Genomic DNA, 16238 nt, shown 5'->3' with positions numbered 1-16238 from the left:
GACAGGACACGCCATGACCGCCTCCTCCGCCCTCGCCGACCGACTCGGACTGCCGTCCGGTGCCAGGGCGGTCATCCTCAACGCCGACGACTTCGGGATGTGCCATGCCGCGAACGCCGCGATCTCCGGACTCCTCGTGCGCGGCCGGATCGACTCGGCGACGGTGATGGTGCCCTGCGCGTGGTCCCCGGAAGCTCTGGCCTTCGCGGCGTCGCGCCCTGACCTCGACGTGGGCGTGCACCTCGTGCTCACGAGCGAGTGGCGCCGGTACCGATGGCGCCCGCTCACCGGCGCCTCGACCCTGGTCGATGCCGACGGCTTCTTCCCCGCCGACGTCGCGACGGTGGAGCAGCACGCCTCCGAAGAGGACGTCGCGGCCGAGATCGCCGCGCAGCTGCAGACCACGCTCGATGCCGGCGTCGACGTGACCCACCTCGACAACCACATGGGCTCCGTCTACGGGCTGCTGACCGGCCGGGACTTCCTGCGCCCCGTCTTCGAGCTCGCCGCCCGGCAGGGCCTCCCCTTCCGCCTGCCCCGCGAGATGGAGGGGGCGGACGCCGATCCGATGCTGCAGGCGAAGCTCACCGAGGCGGCGGCGGTGGCCGATGCGTTCGGCGTCGAGATCGTCGACCGGCTGTGGACGCACCCGTTCGAGCTGCGCGGCGAGGGCACCGCCGACGAGGAGTCGTACGAGCAGGTCCGAGACGGCTTCCTCGCGGTGCTGCGCGCCGTCCCGCCCGGGGTCACCGAGATCTACCTGCATCCGATGGCCGACGGCGAGGAGCTGCGCGCGGCGGTGGACTTCGCGGCGGCCAAGCGCGGCTACGAGCTGCGGCTGCTCGACGATCCGCTCGTGCAGCAGACGATCGCCGAGGAGGGCCTGGTCCGCGTCGGCTGGCGCGCGCTACGGGAGCTGCAGCGCGGAGACGCCCGGTGACGGCGCTCGGCGAACGGCTGCGCGACCGACGTCTCGACGCCGCTCCCACCCGCGCCCAGACCATCGCCTTCGGGGCCTCGGGGTTCCCGACGCAGCTGATGACGCAGACGTTCTCGGCATTCGTCGTGTACTTCTACGTCTCGCACCTCGCCGTCCCCGCGGGGTGGGTGGCGGCGGCGATGATCGCGCACGGCATCCTCAACGCGGCGCTCAACCCGGTCGTCGGGGCGCTCTCCGACCGGATCCGCACGCCATGGGGCCGCCGCATCCCCTGGATCGGACTCGGCATCGTGCCGCTCGTCGTCGCCTTCGCCCTCGTCTGGATGCCGCCCGCGCTCCCGGCGGCCGGGCTCATCGTCTGGTTCCTCGTGGTCGTGGCGGTCTACGACATCGCCTTCGTCGTGGTGGTGCTGAACATCTCCGCGCTGTTCCCGGAGATCTTCCGCACCACGGAGGAGCGCGCCCGCGGGAACGTGCCGCGGCAGATCTTCGCGATCCTCGGCATGGTCCTCGGCACGGCCGGCGCCCCCGCGCTCTACGACGCGATCGGCTGGCCGGGGATGGCGCTCGTGCTGTCCGGCGTCTGTCTCGTGCTGCTCGCCTGGTCGTTCCTCGGCGGGATGATCGAGCGCCGGGTGCCGGAGGCCGCCTCCGAGGCGATGCGCTGGCGGGATCAGCTCGTCTACACGTTCCGCAACCGCGCCTTCGTGCCGTACGTGCTGGGCTCGCTCTGCGTGCAGACCTCGATCGCCGTGATCCTCGCCGCCGTGCCGTTCTACGTCCGCTACTCGCTGGGGGCGGCCGAGGGCGAGGGCAGCCTCCTGCTCGGTGCCATCTTCGTCACGGCCATCCCGTCGATCGTGCTGTGGAGCGCGGTGGTCCGGCGCACCTCCCCGCGCACGGCGTTGCTGTGGAGCGTCGCGGTGTTCGGGGTGGCGGTGCTCGGCTACCTCATCCCGACCTCCGTGGGGGCGGCGGCTCTCGTCGGCATCGCGGTCGGCGTCGGCGTCGGCGGGCTGCTGCAGCTCCTCGAGGTCGTGCTCGCCCAGATCATCGACGACGACGCGCACCGCACGGGCCACCGCCGCGAGGGCGCCTACTTCGGCGTGAACGGGTTCGTCGTGCGCGGCTCCGTGGTCCTCCAGGCGATCGTCGCCGCGGCCGTGCTGACGGCGACGGGGTTCGACGCGGACCTCGGCGACGCGCAGCCGGAGGCCGTCGACGGCGGCACCCGGCTCATGCTGGCGGTCATCCCGCTGGCGTTCACCGCCGTCGGGTGGCTGTGCTTCTGGCTCTACCCGCTCCGCACGCGCGACGTGTGAGTCAGCCGGCGGCGGCGCGGCGGGCCTCCCAGCCCGTGCGCACCATCTCGTCGACCGTGTAGCGCATGGTCCAGTCGAGGTCGCGGGCCGCGAGTTCGCCGGTCGCCACGATCCGATCCGGGTCGCCCGGGCGCCGCGGACCGATCTCGGGGGTGAAGTCGATGCCGGTGACGCGGGCGACCGCATCCATGATCTGCTTCACGCTGAGGCCGTCGCCGGAGCCGAGGTTGTACGCGGGCTCGATCGGAGCGCCCGAGGCCAGGCGCTGCGCTGCGGCGACGTGGGCGGCGGCGATGTCGCCGACATGCACGTAGTCGCGGACGTTCGTGCCGTCAGGGGTGTCGTAGTCGTCGCCGAAGATCTTCGGGGTGCGGCCTTCGATGAGCGCCTCGAAGACGATGGGGAACAGGTTGTGGGGGCTGACGTCGTAGACCGTCGGGTCGGCCGAGCCGACCACGTTGAAGTACCGCAGCGAGGTGTGGCGCAGCGGGCGGTCGGAGTCGGCCGTGGCGATCGCCTGGTCGCGGAGCAGCCATTCGCCGATGAGCTTCGACTCGCCGTAGGGGCTCGCGGGCCGCTTGGCGGTGTCCTCGACGACGAGGGAGACGTCCGGCGTGCCGAACACGGCTGCCGACGACGAGAAGACGATGTTCGCGACGCCCGCCGCCGCCATCGCCTCGAGGATGATCCGCGTGCCCTCGACGTTCTGGGCGTAGGTGTGCAGCGGGCGCTGGACCGAGACGCCGGCGTACTTGTAGCCCGCGACGTGGATCACGCCCTCCGCCTCATGCGTGCGCAGCGTCTCCTCGACGAGGGCACGGTCGAGGATGCTGCCCTGCACGAACGGCACGCCCTCCGGCACGAAGGACGCCACGCCGCTGGAGAGGTCGTCCAGGACGACGGGGGAGAGGCCGGCCTCTGCGAGGGCGCGGACGACGTGGGCACCGATGTAGCCGGCGCCGCCGGTGACGATCCAGGACATGCGTTCCTCTCCTGCCGCAGGGGTGGCGGCTCGACCCTCCATTGTGTCAGGAGTCGCGGCGGGGACCTGCGGACGGGCTGACCGCGAACAGGTGCGGGACGACGAAGCCTTCGGCGGCGAACCGCGCCCGCACCGCGTCCGTGAGGTGGGGTACGGCATCGCGGTCGACGAGGGCGATCGCGGCACCCCCGAACCCGCCGCCGGTCATGCGTGCACCCACCGCGCCCGAGGTGAGGGCGGTCTCCACGGCGGCGTCGAGCTCGGGCGTCGAGATCTCGAAGTCGTCGCGCATGGACGCGTGGGAGGCGACGAGGAGGTCGCCGATGCCGCGCGCGCCCGCGGTGCGCAGCGTCGCGACGGTGTCCTGCACGCGCTGGTTCTCCGTGACGATGTGGCGCACGCGGCGGAAGGTCACGTCGTCCATCAGGCTCGCGGCACGGGCGAGGTCGGCCACCGCGACGTCGCGCAGCGCCGGCACGCCGAGGATCGCGGCCCCGCGCTCGCACGCGGCGCGGCGCTCCCGGTAGCCGCCGGTGGAGTGCGCGTGCGTGACGCGGGTGTCCATCACGAGCACCGCGAGTCCGGCGTCGGCCATGCCCAGCGGCACGACCTCGGCGGCGAGGGAGCGGCAGTCGAGGAAGATCGCGGCGTCGGGCTCGCCGAGCATCGAGGCCATCTGGTCCATGATCCCGGTGGGCGCGCCCACGGCCTCGTTCTCCGCCGTCCGCCCGATGCGGGCGAGGGCCACGGCGTCGAGATCGGTGCCCCAGAGCTCGTTCAGCGCCGCGGCCGTCGCGCCCTCGATCGCGGCGGACGACGAGAGCCCGGCGCCGACCGGGACGTCGGAGGCGATCGCGATGTCCAGGCCGGAGACCGCGGTCACGCCAGCCGCTGCACGGAGCGCCCAGGCGACGCCCAGCGGGTAGGCGGCCCACTCCGGCACCGCGGGCTCCGTCCCGGGAGGGGTGGGGAAGAGGCGGTCCAGCTCGTCGAGGGCCACTTCCACCGGCTCGTCCGCGAAGGTCGAGGCGACGCGGAGCCGGCCGTCGGCGCGGCGACCGACCGCGGCGATCGTCCGCTGCGGGATGGCGAACGGGAGCACGAAGCCGTCGTTGTAGTCGGTGTGCTCGCCGATGAGGTTCACCCGCCCCGGGGCAGACCAGACGCCGTCCGGGGTGCGTCCGGCGAGGGCGGCGAAGAGCTCGGCGGCGGCGTCGTGTGCGGAGGTCATGCGGAAGCTTCCTGATCGGTGCGGGCGATCGCTTCGCGGAGTCGGGCGGCGCCCTGCTCGGGCGCGACCTCGGCGGCCCACGCCCACATCGCGGCCTCGGAACCTGCGAGGAACTTGAGCTTGTCGGCGGCGCGCCGCGGGCTCGTGAGCTGCAGGTGCAGGCGCACGGTGTCGCGGCCGACGTGGACCGGAGCCTGGTGCCAGGCCGCGATGTACGGCGTCGGGCTGTCGTAGAGCGCGTCGACACCGCGGAGGAGGCGGAGGTAGAGCGGGGCGAGCTCGTCGCGCTCCTCCGCCGTCGTCTCGGCGAGGTCGGGCACGTGACGATGCGGCATGAGGTGCACCTCGAGCGGCCACCGCGCTGCGAAGGGCACGAACGCCGTCCAGTGCTCGCCGCGGAACACCACCCGCTCGGACGCCTGCTCCTCGGCGAGGATGCGGGCGAAGAGGTCGGGCGCGGTGCGGTCGACCGCGTCCAGCACCCGGGCGGTGCGCGGGGTCACGTAGGGATACGCGTAGATCTGGCCGTGCGGGTGGGGGAGAGTGACGCCGATCGCCTCGCCGCGGTTCTCGAACGGGAAGACCTGCTGGATGCCGGGGAGGGCGGACAGGGCGGCGGTGCGGTCGGCCCAGGCCTCGATCACGGTGCGGGCGCGGGTCACGGTCTGTGTCCCGAAGGAGCCGGAGTGCTCGGGGCTGAAGCACACGACCTCGCAGCGGCCGACCGCGGTACGGGTGCGCCCGAGTCCGAGGGCCGCGAGGTCGTCGAGGCCGCGCGGGGGGTTCGTGGCCCCGGGGGCGGTGCCGACCGGCTCGGCGAGGGCGGGGCCGAACGCGGGGGAGCGGTTCTCGAACACCGCCACGTCGTACCGGGACGGCACCTCGGACGGATTCCCCGGCGTCTGCGGCGCGAGCGGGTCGGCATCGGCTCCCGGCATCATGACGCGGTTCTGGCGGTTGGCGGCGACGGTGATCCAGTCGCCCGTCAGCACGTCGAGCCGCATGGTCGCGGTGTCCGGCCGCGGGGCCAGGGTGCGGGCGTCGACCGACCGTTCGGCGACGAGAGTGGTGTCCGGGTCGTCGTAGTAGATGAGGTCGCGGCCGTCGGCGAGGGTGGTCGGGCGCTTGACGACACCGGCGCCGAGACGCTCCGTGGGGATCTCCGCAGATTCGGGCGTGTTCACGTCAACATGTTAGGTGGGGCCGCGTGCTAACGTCAACACGACGGACTTGTGAACGGAGGTTCCCGTGGCCGAGAAGCCCACGACGGCCGCGCGCGTGTCCATGGCGACCGTCGCGGCGCGCGCCGGCGTCTCCGGACAGACCGTCTCCCGCGTCGTCAACGGCAGCCCCCGCGTAGACCCGCAGACCCGGACGCGGGTCGAAGCCGCCATGGCCGAGCTCGGCTACCGACCGCATCGGGCGGCGCGGGCCCTGCGCACCGGGCGCAGCCACACCCTCGGTCTCGTCGTCACGACCTTGGCCACGGTCGGCAACTCCCGGATGCTGCAGGCCACGGCCGAAGCGGCGGCGGATCGTGGATACGCGCTCACCGTCGTCACGGCCGCGGACGGCGTGGAGGCCGCGTTCGCCCGGCTCGCCGATCAGGGCGTGGACGGGGCTCTCGTGCTGAACGAGGCCTCCGCGCTCGTCCCCGCCGCGACCCTGCCGCCGGAGCTGCACCTCGTCGTCGTGGATGCCCCCGCCGGCGCCGGAGCGGCCGTGGTGCACAGCGATCATGCCGCGGGCGCGCAGGCCGCCACCCGCCACCTGCTCGACCTCGGGCACGAGACCGTCCACCACCTCGCGGGACCGGCGGGCTCGTTCGCCGCCGCCGAGCGCGAGCGGGGCTGGCGCGAGGCCCTGGCGGATGCCGGCGTCGTGCCACCGCCGGTCGTGCGCGGCGACTGGAGCGCGGAGTCGGGCTTCGCCGCGGGCGCGGCTCTCGGCGCGGCGACCGCGGTGTTCTGCGCCAACGACCAGATGGCGCTCGGGCTGCTGCGGGCGGTGGCGGAGTCCGGGCGCGCGGTTCCGTCGGACGTCAGCGTGGTCGGCTTCGACGACATCCCCGAGGCGGCGAACTTCCTCCCGCCGCTCACGACCGTCCGGCAGGACTTCCCGGCGCTCGCGCAGCAAGCGGTCACGGCGCTCATCGCGGCCGTGGAGGGCGACGGGACGGCGACCGATCCCGCCGTACCCGTGGTGGTGCCGACCCGGCTCGTGGAGCGGGCGAGCACGGCATACCGCTGACGCTCATCCGCGGGGCAGCTGCTCGTCCGGGCGAAAGGTCGTCGCGGCGCCGTCCGGCCACGACACCGTCGCCTCCCCTCCCTGCAGCTCGAGTTCCGGTGGAACGGGCGAGCCCCCGAGCAGCACGCCGACCGCGATCCAGGTGTCGGGTCGCACCGGCGCGGAGAGCCAGGGAGTGACGGTCTCGGGGCCGAGCGGGGTCACGTCCCGCTCCCGCCGGACCCCCGCGGTCGCGTCGTCGAGACCGTGGAGGCCGAGCACCCGGCTCTGCATCTCCCCGGCGGCGGTGACGGCCGCGGGGCCGGTCTCGACGACGGTGACGGCGGACAGCGCCCATCCGCCGATGCGGAGGACGTCGCCGTCGTGGATCGCTCCGTCCGGCCCTGCGCCCGCCCGCACCCGCACGAGCCGCACCTCCCACGGTCCGCGCACCGCCGATACCACATCGACCACCGGGCCGACCGTGGTCTCGACGGCCGTGCCGCCTCCGCCGACGTCGAACTCCGTGCGGACGCCCTCGTGCCAGTGCACGGGTCCGGAGGAGCCGCCGAGCGCCGTGCCGTCCGTCTCCCTCAGGCGCCCCGTCAGGAAGCCGGAGCGGTGGCTCGCTCGGCCGCCGCGCACCACGGCGACCGTGCCGTCGAGCGGGTCGCGTCTCCCGAGCCCCGCGAGCACCGGAGCGGTCGCCGTGGAGTACGCGAGCTTCGCGTACAGCGGCGCATCGGGCTGGAACGCGCCGGGGGTGCGGTGGTCGGTGCCGTGGCTGACCACGCGCACGATGCCGTCCGCGGTGCCCGTCGCCAGCCACCCCGGGGCGAGCAGGACGCGGGTGAACGGCCCCCGCTCGATCGGCAGGGGTTGTTCGACGGCGGTCCAGAACGGATGCGCGGCGGGGAGGGCGAGCGGCAGGAGACCCTTCGCCGCCCAGTACGGAGAGCCGGGGCCGGAGTAGTCCTGGGCGAGCGGGCGCCAGGCGCCGTGCCAGCCGAGGGGCAGCACTCCGGTCGCATCCGGCGCGCCGCGGGCGGTGAAGTGCCGGACCTGACCGCTCACCGCCCGGCGCAGGAGACCGGGGTCGTGCCGCGAGGTGCCGGAGAACGCCGCGACCCCGGCCGCGGCGGCCGTCGCGAAGCGGTAGGTGAGGCTGCGTCCCTGGATGAGGGGTCCGCCGTCGGCGCCGACGAGATGCAGTGCGTCGTCGAGGAACGCGTCCAGCCGGCGGCGGTACCGGGCGACCCGGTCCGTGTGCCGCGGATCCCCGCCGACCATGTCCGCCCAGAGCAGCGGGTAGAACGACAGCGCCCAGCCGGCGTAGTGGTCGAACGACCGGGCGGCTCCGTCCGCGCTCCAGCCGCCCGCGCGTTCGAAGCCGTCGAGGAGTGCGAGGTCGGTCGCGCGGTCCGCGGCGGAGGTCGGCCCGCCGACGCTCTCCAGGAACTGCTCGACGAGCACCCGGAACCACGCCCAGTTGTTCGGCGGGTAGCTGCCGCCGATGAACGTCGCGAGGTAGTCCACGGTGTGGGTCCGCGCCGTGTCGTCGAGGCGCGCCCACACCGTGTCGCGCGTGAGGTGCAGGCCCAGCGCGAGCGCCGCCGCCTCGACCTTCGCCTGGTCGACCTCATCGGGGCGCGGCCACCGCTCGGCACCGTCGGGGTCGACCCCCGCAGCGAGGCCTCGGGCGTACCGGTCGGCCAGCGACTCGGTGCCGAGCGGGTCGCCGGCGATGCGGAACGCGGCCAGCAGGAACGTGCGGCTGAATCCCTCGAGCGCATCGACCGCGGAGCCGAAGCCGCCAGGAGCGCCGGGGTAGCGGATGCCCGCGCCCGCCGGGCTCGCGTGACGGGCGGCCCCGTCGAGGATGGCATCGGCGATCGTCGTCAGGTGTGCGCGCGTCCATCCCGTGTGCGGGGAGAGCGCGCGGTCCTCCGGAGGCAGCGCGAGGAGTGTCATGCGCTGTGCGCGAGGTCGGCGCGGTGCACGGGGTGCCGCGGCGGACGGCCGGCGACCCACGCCTCCAGCTCGTCGAGGGCGGCGTCGGCCAGCCGGTGCGCCTCGGTGCCGAGGGAGCCGGCGAGGTGCGGGGTGACCGCGACGTTCGGCAGGTGCAGCAGCGGGTGGTCAGGCGGAAGCGGCTCCGGGTCGGTGACGTCGAGGATCGCGTCGAGGCGACCGGAGGCGCACTCCGCGAGCAGGGCGTCGTGGTCGAGGAGGGCTCCGCGGGCGGTGTTGAGCACGGTGGCGCCGTCACGCAGGACAGCGAGCTGCGCGCGGCCGATCATCCGCCGGGTCGCGGGCAGGGCGGGGGCGTGCAGGGAGAGCAGATCGACGGCGGGGAGCAGGGCGTGGAGCGGGACGAGCCGGGCACCGGCCGCGGCCACCTCCTCGGCGTCCGCGTACGGGTCGGCGACGAGCACCTCGAGGCCGGGGAAGGGTCGCAGCAGGTCGACGACGCGGCGCCCGATGCGGGAGAACCCGACGATGCCGACCGTGCGGTCGAGGTTGCCGATGCGGCCCCCGACGCGGGGGCCGACGCGCAGGTCGTGCTGTGCATCGGCGGTACGGAGCGGGAGGAGGGCGCGCTTGCCGGAGAGCAGGATCATCGCGAGCGTGTACTCCGCGACGGGGGCCGCGTTCGCCTCGGCGGCCGAGGTGAGCAGGATGTCGCGCTCCCAGAACGCGTCGGACACGAGGCCGCGCACGCTTCCCGCCGCATGGAACACCGCGCGCAGCCGGGGGAGCCGATCGAGCAGGGGCGCGTCCAGGACCGGAGCGCCCCAGCCCGTCACCAGGACCTCCACGGCGGCGAGGCGGTCGTCCAGCGTCGGAGCGTCGAGAGCGGGAGCGTGCAGCGGACCGCCGGGCGCGGCGAGGGTCTGCAGGCGGGCGCGCCGCGCGTCGTCGAACACGAGGTCCCACGCCTCCGTCGAGAGGGCGGCGAGGACGGCTGGTCGAGGGGTCATGGGTCTCCGGGTATCTCGGGTATGCGCTTGCCGAAGCGCGCGGTTCCAGTGAAGACTGTGCGTTCGAGTGCAGGCAACGTGATCGAACCGAAACCCTGCTGATCGAACACACTCGAACAACGAAGGCGAGAACCGGATGCTGATCCCCCGCGGCACCCTGAGCGATCTGTGGCGAGAGCACGGCGCCGTCGATCGGCCCGTCGTGCCGCCGAGCACCGACCGGGCGGCATGGACGTCCGTGGCGCCCGAACTCCGCGCGACCATCCTGGCGGCGGCGGACGGCGAGCGCGGCACCGCGTGGGCGCAGCCGCTCCTCTCGCAGTGGGCCGCCTACGCCCGCACCGGTGACCGAGCCGGCTGGGAGGGGGCGGTGTTCCGTCGCGACCTCCGGCTCCGTCGCGCCGTCCTGGCCGCTGCCGTCGACCCGGTGGCCGAGCGGCTGGACGAAGTCGCGGACGGCCTGTGGCTCCTGGCCGAGCAGTCGACCTGGTGCTGGCCTGCTCACGACGACGCCTTCGCCCGCGGGCGCCGTGTGCCCGACATCGAGCGCCCCGTCCTCGACCTCGGCGCGGGGGAGGCGGCGGCGCTGGCGGGGTGGGTCGTGCTGGTGCTCGGCGAGGCTCTCGACGCGCACGCGCCCGGTCTGGTCGCACGGGTACGGGACGAGACGGTCCGCCGGGTGCTGCGCCCGTTCGTCGACCGCCGCGAGTGGGCATGGGAGGGGTCGGAGGAACGCGTGCACAACTGGGCGCCGTGGATCCACGGCAACCTGCTGCCGGCAGCGCTCGCCTTCGCGGACGAGCCGCTGCGTGCGCGGGTGCTCGCCCTCAGCATCGACGGCCTCGATCGCTATCTCGCCCAGCTTCCCTCCGACGGCGGCATCGACGAGGGCTTCGCCTACTGGTGGCAGGGAGCGGGGCGGGCGTTCGACGCGCTCGGCCTCCTCGACGCGCTGACCGCCGGTGCGGTGGCCGCCGCGATCCAGGATGGACGCCTCGCCGGGCTGCGCGAGCTCGCCCTCTTCCCGGAGCGCGTGCAGTTCGGGGAGGGGTGGGTGGCGAGCTTCTCGGATGCAGAGGCGCGCACGGGGGAGGCCCTCCCGTGGTCCGTGCTCCACCGGGCCGCCGTCCTGTGCGGTCTGGAGGCGACGGCCGCGTTCGCCGCGCGGCACCGCCGTCCGGGGCGCGTCATCGGAGACGAGGCCGATGTCGTCGCCGGCCTCGGCCGGACGCTGGCCGAGCTGTTCGACGCCGACTGGCATGCGGCGCATCCGGGGCCTGCGCCCCTGCCCGGACGCGTCGAGTTCCCCTCCCTCGGCGTGGGTCTGCGCCGTGAGTGGAGCGGCGATCCGCGGGGGCTCGCGGTCGTCGTCAAGGGCGGTCGCAACGACGAGAACCACAACCACAACGACCTCGGCGCGGTCGCGATCGCCGTCGACGGCATCCCGGTCGTGATCGACGTCGGTCGGGCGACGTACACCGCGGCGACCTTCTCGGATGCCCGTTACCGCCTGTGGCACGTCACCAGCGGCTGGCACTCCACGCCTCTGGTCCGCGGGCGCGAGCAACAGCCCGGCGGCGCCTGGCGGGCCGCGGTGCAGGCGCGGAGCGACGGCTGGACCCTCGACCTCGGTGCGGCGTTCCCCGGCGGCGACCCGTGGCTGCGGACGGTGCTGCTGCGCGGCGGCGCGGTGACCGTGCGCGACGAGAGTCCGGCACTCGCCGACCCGGCCACCCGCCTCGTGCTCGTGTGTGCGGGGACGCCCGAGGTGCACGGTGACGGCGTCCTCCTCCCGGGCCCGGATGGGAAGCGGGGTCTGCGCATCGCCCACGATCCGGCGGACGTCGTCGTCGAGAGCAGGGCCGTGGACGATGCGCTCCTCGAGCGTTCGTGGGGGCCGGTGGTCTCGCGCGTCCTCTTCGCACCGCTCGACCGTCCGGAGCGCTGGGAGCTCCAGGGGAGGGCGGCATGACCGAGGAGCGCCCGACCCCGCGTTTCGGCCTCTCCCGCCGGGAACGGATACTGGACGAACTGCGCCGCACGGGGGCGGTGCGCGTGGCCGATCTCGCCCGCGACTTCGGGGTGGCGGAGCTCACCATCCGCCGCGACATCACGATGCTGGCGGACCGCGGGCTGCTGACCAGGGTGCACGGCGGAGCGGTGCTGCGGAGCACGCTGGACACGACCGTCGCGCGGGCGGCTCTCCCCGGGCCGCAGTTCCGCATCGGGATGGTGGTGCCGTCGCTGAGCTACTACTGGCCGCAGGTCGTCGTCGGCGCCCGGAGTGCCGGGGCGGAGGCGGGGGTGCAGCTCGTGCTCCGCGGAGCCAGCTACGCCGCGCAGGACCAACGCCGCCAGATCGCGGCGCTCCTGGAGTCCGGGACGGTGCACGGGCTGATCGTGGCCCCCGAGACACAGGGGGCCGACGGGCACGCGCTGCTCTCCTGGTTGGACACGCTCCCGGTGCCGGTCGTGCTCGTGGAGCGCCGGACCCCGCCCGCTCTCACCCTCACCCGGATGCAGACCGTGGCGACCGACCACGCGTTCGGGGGCGCGCTCGCCGCCGGGCACCTCGCCGCACTCGGACACCGACGGGTCGGGATCCTCACCTCTCCGCAGTCACCGACCTCCGCCGGGCTGCGGCAGGGCTGGTCGCGGGCCGTCGCCGAGCTCGGGCTCACGGTGTCGGTGGACCGCGACACGGCCCTGGACCGGATGGAGGGATCGGCGCAGGCGGAGGTGGTCTCGGCACTGCTCGCCGAGATCCGTGAGACGGGGGCGACGGCGCTGCTCGTGCACTCCGACCCGCAGGCGCTCCTGCTCCAGCAGCATCTGCAGGACGCGGGCTGGCGGCTGCCCGACGACCTCTCGCTCATCGCCTACGACGATGAGGTCGCCGAGCACGGGTCCCCGCCGCTCACCGCTTTGCGGCCGCCCAAGCAGCATGTCGGGCGCCGTGCGGTCGAGCTCATCCGCGACCGCCTGCGCGAGGGCCCGAACCGGCCCGCGGAGCGCGTGGAGGTGGCTCCGGCGCTGCACGTGCGCGCCAGCACGGCACCTCCGCGCTAGGGGCGGTTGCGAGGTCGTGCGTCTCATGCCATGATCTCGGAAAGCGCTTACCAAGATTCTCCTGTCAGCGCCGACAGCTTCCACCGAGAGGAACGGACCGAGATGGCACAGGCCCCCACCCGCGAGATCGGGATCATCATGAACGGCGTCTCCGGGCGCATGGGATACCGGCAGCACCTCGTGCGGTCGATCCTCGCGATCCGCGACGAGGGCGGGATCGAGCTCCCGGACGGCACGCGCGTTACCGTGCGGCCGATCCTCGTCGGACGCAGCGAGGCCAAACTCGCCGAACTGGCAGCGAAGCACGGCATCGAGGACTGGACGACCGATCTCGACGCCGCCCTCGCCGACCCGCGGTGGGAGATCTACGCCGACTTCCTCGTCACGAAGGCCCGGGCGTCCGCGATCCGCAAGGCCATCGCCGCCGGCAAGGCGATCTACACCGAGAAGCCCACCGCCGAGTCGCTGGACGAGGCCCTGGAGCTCGCGCGGCTGGCGCGTGACGCCGGCGTGAAGACCGGCGTCGTCCACGACAAGCTCTACCTCCCGGGGCTGCAGAAGCTCAAGCGCCTCATCGACTCCGGCTTCTTCGGCCGCATCCTCTCCGTCCGCGGCGAGTTCGGCTACTGGGTGTTCGAGGGCGACTGGCAGCCCGCGCAGCGTCCGAGCTGGAACTACCGCACCGAGGACGGCGGCGGCATCATCACCGACATGTTCCCGCACTGGAACTACGTGCTGGAGAACCTCTTCGGCGAGGTCAAGAGCGTCTACGCCCAGGCCGCCGTGCACATCGCCGACCGCTGGGACGAGAAGGGCGAGCACTACACGGCCACGGCCGAGGATGCCGCCTACGGCATCTTCGAACTCGACGGCGGGGCGATCGCCGAGATCAACTCCTCGTGGACCGTGCGGGTGAACCGCGACGAGCTCGTGGAGTTCCAGGTCGACGGCACGCACGGCTCCGCCGTCGTGGGGCTGTTCGGCGCCAAGATCCAGCCGCGCAACGCCACGCCGAAGCCCGTGTGGAACCCCGACCTGGAGGACAGCCACGACTACGACGCCGACTGGCAGCAGGTGCCGACGAACGACGTGTTCCAGAACGGCTTCCGGCAGCAGTGGGAGGAGTACCTCACTTCGTTCGTCCTCGGCACTGACTACCCGTTCGACCTGCTCGCCGGTGCGCGCGGGGTCCAGTTCGCCGAGGCCGGACTCGCGTCCAGCGCCGAGGGGCGCAAGATCGTGCTCGAGCCGCTGACCCTGGACCACGCATGACCACCCTCCGCCTGCTCACCGCCGACGGCCGGACCGCCGAGGCGGAGCTCCGGGAGGCCGGCGCCGTCACGCGGCCGGAGGGTCCGCTCCGCAGTCGGGTGGCCTACGCCGCCGCGCACGTCGTCCCGAAGGCGTACGCGGACAACACCCCGGGGCAGCCGGCCGACATCGACTGGGACGCGACGCTCGCGTTCCGCCGCAACGTGTACTCGTGGGGACTCGGCGTGGCCGACGCGATGGACACCGCGCAGCGCAACATGGGTCTGGATGCGACGGCGGTGCGCGAGCTCATCGCCCGCAGTGCGGAGGTCGCCCGCGAGGAGGGCGGCGCGGTCGTCGTCGGGGTCAACACCGACCACATCGAGGAGGCGCGCATCCCGCTCGATCAGGTGATCGCCGCCTATCTCGAGCAGCTGCACTTCGCCGAGGAGCAGGGGGCGGGGCCGGTGCTCATGGCCTCGCGGCACTTGGCCAGGGTCGCGGAGAGCGCGGACGACTACCGCCGCGTGTACCGGGAGGTGCTCTCCCGCGCATCGGTCCCCGTCGTGCTGCACTGGCTCGGCACCGCGTTCGATCCGGAGCTGGCGGGGTACTTCGCGCCCTCGTCCTCCGGGGGGAGCGGTGGTCCCGCGTGGCAGGAGGCCGCCGAGGTGCTGCTCGACATCATCGGCGAGAACCGCGCCGCGGTCGCCGGGGTGAAGATGAGTCTGCTCGACGCGGAGTCCGAGGTCTGGGTCCGCGAGCGGCTGCCGGAAGGCGTGCGCATGTTCACCGGCGACGACTTCCACTACGTCGGCCTCATCGGCGGCGACAGTCTGACCGATGCGGCCGCCCCCGAGGGGTCCGCGCCGCGCGGGCACTCGGATGCGCTGCTCGGCGCGTTCGCCGCCCTCGCCCCGGTGGCCTCCGCCGCGATCCAGGCGCTCGACGCGGACGACCCCGATCGGTACCTCGCCCTCCTCGGACCGACGGAGGAGCTGAGTCGGCAGGTGTTCGCGGCGCCGACCTTCTACTACAAGACCGGGGTCGCCTTCCTGTCGTGGCTCAACGGTCATCAGCCGGCGTTCCAGATGGTCGGGGGGCTGCACTCCGCGCGGAGTCTGCCGCACCTCAGCCGCATCGTCGAGCTGGCCAACGGGGCGCTCGCCCTGGAGCGGCCGGAGCTCGCGCGGGAGCGTTGGCACGGCCTGCTCCGGCTGAACGGGGTGGACGCATGACCGGCCCGCGGAGCCTGGCGGCGGAGCACGAGTCCCGGGCGGCCGCCGTCGGGACCGTGCCGCACCCGCGGCTCTCGATCAACCAGGCCACCGTGAAGCACGCGGACCTCGCGACGGCCCTGCGCGTCACGGCGGCGGCGGGGGTCGAGGCCATCGGCCTGTGGCGGGAGCCCGTGCAGGAGGTGGGGCTCGATGTCGCCGCCCGCATGCTGACCGACTCCGGTCTGCGCTTCACGACGCACTGCCGCGGGGGCTTCTTCACGCTTCCGGCGGGTCTGGAGCGCGAAGCCGCGCTCGACGACAACCGCCGGGCGATCGAGGAGGCGGCCACCCTCGCGGCGGCCGGTGCGGAGGGCTCGACCGCGGTGCTGGTCCTCGTCGCCGGGGGGCTGCCCGAGGGGTCGCGCGACCTCATAGGGGCGCGCGAGCGTGTCCGCGACGCCATCGGCGCCCTTGCGGACGACGCCCGGGCCGCCGGGGTGACCCTCGCGATCGAGCCGCTGCATCCGATGTACGCCTCGGACCGCGCGGTGGTCTCCACCCTCGGTCAGGCGCTCGACATCGCCGCGGACTTCGACCCTGCCGTGGTCGGTGCCGCCGTCGACACGTTCCACATCTGGTGGGATCCGCAGGTGCTCGACCAGATCGCCAGGGCCGGACGCGAGGGCCGCATCGCCACGTATCAGGTGTGCGACTGGAAGACCCCCCTCGCCGCAGACCCCCTCCTCTCCCGGCACTATCCGGGGGACGGTGTTATCGACTTCGCACCCCTCACCCAGGCCGTGCAGGACACCGGCTACGACCGTGACATCGAGGTGGAGATCTTCCATGCCGACGTCTGGGCCGACGACCCGGCTCGTGTGGTCCGCCGCACGGCCGAGGCCTTCGCGACGGCCGTCGCCCCCCACCTGTGAGTCCCGGTGGCCCCCGTCCCGTCCCTGTCCCGTCCCGTCCCGTCCCGTCCCCGTCCCGTCCCGTCCCCGTCCCGTCCCGTC

Annotated in this window: 13 protein-coding genes; 8 read left to right on the top strand and 5 right to left on the bottom strand. The window is 73.8% G+C overall.

Annotated elements, in window-relative coordinates:
* The first annotated feature begins 13 nt into the window (after positions 1-13).
* On the top strand, positions 14-940 hold the full coding sequence (locus tag AUV07_RS13670; protein ID WP_062636949.1) for a polysaccharide deacetylase family protein: 927 nt from the start codon (positions 14-16) through the stop codon (positions 938-940).
* Positions 937-2262: an MFS transporter gene (locus AUV07_RS13665; RefSeq protein WP_062636948.1), complete on the top strand. Its 1326-nt coding sequence runs from the start codon at positions 937-939 to the stop codon at positions 2260-2262. The genes AUV07_RS13670 and AUV07_RS13665 overlap by 4 nt, the downstream gene beginning before the upstream one ends.
* A 1-nt stretch (position 2263) precedes the next feature.
* Here AUV07_RS13665 and galE read toward each other — a convergent pair whose 3' ends face one another.
* The 3 genes from galE to galT are packed head-to-tail and all read right to left on the bottom strand — an operon-like array spanning position 2264 to position 5659.
* Entirely contained in the window at positions 2264-3244 is a 981-nt protein-coding gene (gene galE, locus AUV07_RS13660) for a UDP-glucose 4-epimerase GalE (RefSeq protein ID WP_062636946.1), read from the bottom strand.
* A 46-nt stretch (positions 3245-3290) separates the two neighbouring features.
* The gene (gene galK / locus AUV07_RS13655) at positions 3291-4475 is read right to left on the bottom strand and encodes a galactokinase (RefSeq protein WP_062636944.1); all 1185 of its coding nucleotides are present in this window, start codon (positions 4473-4475) and stop codon (positions 3291-3293) included.
* Positions 4472-5659, bottom strand: coding sequence for a galactose-1-phosphate uridylyltransferase (gene galT / locus AUV07_RS13650; RefSeq protein ID WP_062636942.1), 1188 nt, complete (start codon positions 5657-5659; stop codon positions 4472-4474). Before galT ends, galK begins: the two co-directional genes overlap by 4 nt.
* 100 nt (positions 5660-5759) lie before the next feature.
* Between galT and AUV07_RS13645 the strand changes: the two genes are divergently transcribed.
* A complete protein-coding gene (locus AUV07_RS13645) occupies positions 5760-6725 on the top strand; it encodes a LacI family DNA-binding transcriptional regulator (RefSeq protein WP_062637216.1) in 966 nt (321 codons plus the stop codon).
* Positions 6726-6728: 3 nt separating this feature from the next.
* On the opposite strand, the gene AUV07_RS13640 is transcribed toward AUV07_RS13645, so the two are convergent.
* Positions 6729-8675, bottom strand: a complete 1947-nt coding sequence (locus tag AUV07_RS13640) for a DUF2264 domain-containing protein (RefSeq protein WP_062637214.1) — start codon at positions 8673-8675, stop codon at positions 6729-6731.
* Positions 8672-9685, bottom strand: coding sequence for a hydroxyacid dehydrogenase (locus tag AUV07_RS13635; protein ID WP_062636939.1), 1014 nt, complete (start codon positions 9683-9685; stop codon positions 8672-8674). Before AUV07_RS13635 ends, AUV07_RS13640 begins: the two co-directional genes overlap by 4 nt.
* Positions 9686-9821: 136 nt before the next feature.
* Between AUV07_RS13635 and AUV07_RS13630 the strand changes: the two genes are divergently transcribed.
* The 5 genes from AUV07_RS13630 (at position 9822) to AUV07_RS13610 (ending at position 16157) form a co-directional block, all read left to right on the top strand.
* Positions 9822-11657, top strand: coding sequence for a heparinase II/III family protein (locus AUV07_RS13630; RefSeq protein ID WP_062636937.1), 1836 nt, complete (start codon positions 9822-9824; stop codon positions 11655-11657).
* Positions 11654-12754 carry a substrate-binding domain-containing protein gene (locus AUV07_RS13625; protein WP_062636935.1) on the top strand — a complete coding sequence of 367 codons (1101 nt, stop codon included), beginning with the start codon at positions 11654-11656 and terminating at the stop codon, positions 12752-12754. The genes AUV07_RS13630 and AUV07_RS13625 overlap by 4 nt, the downstream gene beginning before the upstream one ends.
* A gap of 102 nt (positions 12755-12856) precedes the next feature.
* Positions 12857-14026: a Gfo/Idh/MocA family protein gene (locus AUV07_RS13620; RefSeq protein ID WP_062636933.1), complete on the top strand. Its 1170-nt coding sequence runs from the start codon at positions 12857-12859 to the stop codon at positions 14024-14026.
* Positions 14023-15243, top strand: a complete 1221-nt coding sequence (locus AUV07_RS13615; protein ID WP_062636931.1) for a DUF993 family protein — start codon at positions 14023-14025, stop codon at positions 15241-15243. The genes AUV07_RS13620 and AUV07_RS13615 overlap by 4 nt, the downstream gene beginning before the upstream one ends.
* Positions 15240-16157, top strand: a complete 918-nt coding sequence (locus AUV07_RS13610; RefSeq protein ID WP_082802971.1) for a sugar phosphate isomerase/epimerase family protein — start codon at positions 15240-15242, stop codon at positions 16155-16157. Before AUV07_RS13615 ends, AUV07_RS13610 begins: the two co-directional genes overlap by 4 nt.
* Positions 16158-16238: the final 81 nt, after the last annotated feature.

The sequence above is a fragment of the Microbacterium sp. CH1 genome (assembly GCF_001595495.1).
GTDB lineage: Bacteria > Actinomycetota > Actinomycetes > Actinomycetales > Microbacteriaceae > Microbacterium.
Note: the sequence above shows the minus strand (reverse complement) of the source record. Positions and strands in the feature narration are given on the sequence as shown.

Coding starts and splice junctions, on each gene's coding strand:
- AUV07_RS13620 (WP_062636933.1), top strand. CDS start 12,857: ATGGCACAGGCCCCCACCCGCGAGATCGGGATCATCATGAACGGCGTC.
- galE (WP_062636946.1), bottom strand. CDS start 3,244: ATGTCCTGGATCGTCACCGGCGGCGCCGGCTACATCGGTGCCCACGTC.
- AUV07_RS13645 (WP_062637216.1), top strand. CDS start 5,760: ATGGCGACCGTCGCGGCGCGCGCCGGCGTCTCCGGACAGACCGTCTCC.
- AUV07_RS13625 (WP_062636935.1), top strand. CDS start 11,654: ATGACCGAGGAGCGCCCGACCCCGCGTTTCGGCCTCTCCCGCCGGGAA.
- AUV07_RS13635 (WP_062636939.1), bottom strand. CDS start 9,685: ATGACCCCTCGACCAGCCGTCCTCGCCGCCCTCTCGACGGAGGCGTGG.
- AUV07_RS13615 (WP_062636931.1), top strand. CDS start 14,023: ATGACCACCCTCCGCCTGCTCACCGCCGACGGCCGGACCGCCGAGGCG.
- AUV07_RS13640 (WP_062637214.1), bottom strand. CDS start 8,675: ATGACACTCCTCGCGCTGCCTCCGGAGGACCGCGCGCTCTCCCCGCAC.
- AUV07_RS13630 (WP_062636937.1), top strand. CDS start 9,822: ATGCTGATCCCCCGCGGCACCCTGAGCGATCTGTGGCGAGAGCACGGC.
- AUV07_RS13670 (WP_062636949.1), top strand. CDS start 14: ATGACCGCCTCCTCCGCCCTCGCCGACCGACTCGGACTGCCGTCCGGT.
- galK (WP_062636944.1), bottom strand. CDS start 4,475: ATGACCTCCGCACACGACGCCGCCGCCGAGCTCTTCGCCGCCCTCGCC.
- AUV07_RS13610 (WP_082802971.1), top strand. CDS start 15,240: ATGACCGGCCCGCGGAGCCTGGCGGCGGAGCACGAGTCCCGGGCGGCC.